The organism is Acidovorax cavernicola, from assembly GCF_003581445.1.
Genome location: NZ_QXMN01000103.1, coordinates 1 through 3622 on the forward strand (window position 1 = coordinate 1; position 3622 = coordinate 3622).

General features: G+C 65.5%; 4 protein-coding genes. 1 reads left to right on the top strand and 3 read right to left on the bottom strand.

Annotated elements, in window-relative coordinates:
* Positions 1-1515 (top strand): ATP-binding cassette domain-containing protein (locus D3H34_RS31045; protein WP_119558679.1); only part of this gene is annotated, 1515 nt, incomplete at its 5' end.
* Positions 1516-1578: 63 nt separating this feature from the next.
* Here the strand turns inward: D3H34_RS31045 and D3H34_RS31050 are convergent.
* The 3 genes from D3H34_RS31050 to D3H34_RS31060 form a co-directional block, all read right to left on the bottom strand.
* Positions 1579-2694: a protein-glutamate methylesterase/protein-glutamine glutaminase gene (locus tag D3H34_RS31050; RefSeq protein ID WP_119558680.1), complete on the bottom strand. Its 1116-nt coding sequence runs from the start codon at positions 2692-2694 to the stop codon at positions 1579-1581.
* A 15-nt stretch (positions 2695-2709) separates the two neighbouring features.
* Positions 2710-3450 (bottom strand): chemoreceptor glutamine deamidase CheD, encoded by a 741-nt coding sequence (cheD, locus tag D3H34_RS31055; RefSeq protein WP_119558681.1) that lies wholly within the window; start codon positions 3448-3450, stop codon positions 2710-2712.
* Positions 3437-3622, bottom strand: a 186-nt coding sequence (locus D3H34_RS31060) for a CheR family methyltransferase (protein WP_119558682.1), incomplete at its 5' end; no start/stop codon positions are given. The genes D3H34_RS31060 and cheD, both read right to left, overlap by 14 nt.

Below are 3622 nucleotides of genomic sequence, written 5' to 3' on the forward strand. Positions count from 1 at the left end.
CAGCGCGTGGAAGAAACGCTGCAGCGCCTGCACCTCGACCCGCAGGCCGTGGTCGGCACGCTGTCGGGCGGCACGAAGAAGCGCGTGGCCCTGGCCCAGGCGCTGGTCACGCGCCCCGATGTCCTGCTGCTCGACGAGCCGACCAACCATCTGGATCTGGACGCGATCGAATGGCTCGAAGGCCTGCTCGTCGATTTCAAGGGCAGTGTCATCACCATTACCCACGATCGCAGCTTTCTGGACGCGATCGCCACGCGCATTGTCGAGCTGGACCGCGGCACGCTGCGCTCCTACCCCGGCAATTTCGCGCAGTATGTGCTCCAGAAGGAAGAGCAGATGGCGCAGGAGGCCGTGATCAACGCCAAGGCCGACAAGCTGCTGGCCCAGGAAGAGGTCTGGATCCGCAAGGGCGTGGAAGCGCGCCGCACGCGCAGCCAGAGCCGTATCGGCCGGCTCGAAGCGCTGCGCGAGAACCGCAGCAACCGCCGTGAAAAGCTCGGCAGCGTGAACATGGACATCGCTTCGGGCAAGGGTGATGGCTACCAGGGCAAGATCGTTGCCGAACTGCACGAAGTCAGCAAGTCGTTTGGCGACAAGCTGATCGTCAAGAACTTCACCGGCACCATCCTGCGCGGCGACAAGGTCGGGCTGATCGGCCCCAACGGCGCCGGCAAGACCACGCTGCTGCGCATGATCCTGGGCAGCCTGCCCGCCGACAGCGGCAGCATCCGCCAGGGCGGCAACCTGCAGATCGCCTATTTCGACCAGATGCGCCACGCGGTCGACCTGGACGCCACGCTCGAGGACTTCATCAGCCCCGGCAGCGAATGGATCGAGATCGGCAACCAGCGCAAGCATGTCAAGAGCTACCTGAGCGACTTCCTGTTCTCGCCCGCGCGTGCACGTTCGCCCGTGCGTTCGCTGTCCGGCGGCGAACGCAACCGTTTGCTGCTGGCGCGTCTGTTCGCGCGTCCGGCGAATGTGCTGGTGCTCGACGAGCCGACCAACGATCTGGACATCGATACGCTCGATCTGCTCGAAGACCTGCTGGCCAACTATGACGGCACGGTGTTCCTGGTGAGCCATGACCGCACCTTCCTCGACAACGTCGTGACCAGCACCATCGCCTATGAAGGCGACGGCCTGTGGCGCGAATACGAAGGCGGCGTGCAGGACTGGCTCGAGCAGTCGCGCCGCAGCAAGGCGCTGGCCGCTTCGCAGGCCAAGCAGGCGGCCAAGCAACCTGCGCCAGCACCCGCTGTCGCAGCCGCGCCCGCAGCCCCGGCCACGCCTGCCAAGCGCAAGCTCAGCTACAAGGAGCAGCGCGAGCTGGAACAGCTGCCCGAACAGATTGCGGCGCTCGAAGCCGAGCAGAAGTCGATTCAGGGCGAACTCGCCGACGGCAGCATCTACGCCAAGGACGCCGCGCGCGCCGCGCAGCTCGCGAGCCGCGATGCCGAAATCGACGAACTACTGATGGACGCGCTCGACCGCTGGTCCAAGCTGTCCGCCTGAGCGACCGCAGACGTGAAAAAAGGAGCCTAGGCTCCTTTTTTTTATGGGGTGTGCACCGCGCGATCAGATGCGGTGATGCGCGTTGCCGCTGCGCAGGCGCGTGAGCAGTGCGGACGCGATCTGCACCAGCGGCAGCACTTCGTCGGCCGCGCCGTGGGCGATGGCTTCGCGCGGCATGCCGAAGACGATGCAACTGGCTTCGTCCTGCACGTAGTTGTAGCTGCCCGCGAGCTTCATTTCGCGCATCGCGACCGCGCCGTCCGCGCCCATGCCGGTCAGCATGACGCCGACCGCATTGCGGCCCGCGCAGTGGGCCACCGAGCGGAACAGCACCTCGACCGACGGCTTGTGGCGGTTGACGGGCGGCGTGTCGTCGACCACGGCCACGTAGTTGGCGCCGCTGCGGTTGATCGAGAAATGCTTGCCGCCGGGCGCGATATAGGCGTGGCCGGGCAGGATGCGCTCGCCGTTCTCGGCTTCCTTGACCTTGATCTGGCACAGGCTGTTGAGCCGCGCCGCGAAGCTGGTGGTGAAGCCCGGCGGCATGTGCTGGGTGATCACGATGGCCGGGCAGTCGGCCGGCAGATGGGTCAGCACTTCGCGTATGGCTTCGGTGCCGCCCGTGGACGCACCGATGGCGATGATCTTCTCGGTCGACAGACGCCCCAGCATGGCAGTCGGAGCGGCCGGCGCGGCGTGGCCGGGCCGTGCGGCCGGGCCGCCGACCGCAGGGGCCGCGCTGGCGGAGTTCGACGCGGCCAGCGTGCGGTGCACGCGCGCGACCGCGGCGACGCGGATCTTGTCGACGATCTCGGTGGCCAGATCGTTCAGACCGTTGGCCACGCCCACGCGCGGCTTGGCGACGAAATCGACAGCGCCGAGTTCCAGCGCCTTCATGGTGACTTCTGCGCCGCGCTCGGTCAGCGTCGAGATCATCAGCACCGGCATCGGGCGCAGGCGCATCAGCCGGCCCAGAAAGTCGATGCCGTCCATGCGCGGCATTTCCACGTCCAGCGTGATCACGTCGGGACTCATCTCGCGGATCATCTCGCGCGCGATCAGGGGATCGTTGGCCGTGCCTATGCACTCCATGTCAGTCTGACGATTGATGATCTCGGACAAAAGACTGCGCACCAGCGCAGAGTCGTCGACCACAATCACACGTGTTTTCCTGTTCATTCGCTCTGTCCCTATTTAAAACAGGTCGACTGAGCCGCCTGCCGTCGCCCGCGCCAAGGTGGCTGCATTGCCACGCACGGCCTCCTGCGCGACCAGGGAGTCCGGATGCGCATGGGCCAGGCGCTTGACCATGGCCTTGCCTGTAGCGGGGAAGTACACCACCTTGCGGGGGTAGATATCGAGCACATCCTCGGAAACCAGAGGAATGCGCTCCGTCTGCAAATACTGTTTGACGAATTCGGTGTTGCGTTCACCGACGTTCATTGTCGTGAAATTGTGCATAACCTGGCCGCCGCCGAAAATCTTGGCCTGCATGGTTTCGCGCCGCGCACCGAGCTTGAGCATTTCGTTGATCAGCAGCTCCATCGCGTACGAGCCGTAGCGCCCCGACGAATCGCTCGCATCGCTGTCGGGCAACATGAAGTGGTTCATACCGCCGACATGCATGCGGCTGTCCCAGAGGCAGGCCGCGATGCACGAGCCGAGCACGGTGACGATCGCCATGTTTTCGTTGGAAACGAAATACTCGCCCGGCAGCACCTTGACCGCGTTGTACTGGAAGTGGGGGTCGAAGTAGAAGAACGAAGCCTGTCCGGGGCGGCGCGCACGCGCGCGCAGGATATCGAGCGATGACGCCGACGCGGGGGCCGCAGTCAGCATGTCGCCGCGCAACGGCGCAATGCGCGGCGCGCGGCGCCGGTCCAGGCCGCCGGCGAGGTCCGCAGCGGTCGCCCGCGAGCGTTCAGCGTCGCTCATAGACGGTCTTCCCGCGCAAGGTGAACAGATCGCGCGACTCGCTGAAGTTCTCGGCGTGGCCGACGAACAGCATGCCGCCGGGCTTCATCACGCGGTGGATGCGTTCGAGCACGCGGCGCTGGGTGGCGGCGTCGAAATAGATCATCACGTTGCGGCAGAACACGAAGTCGAA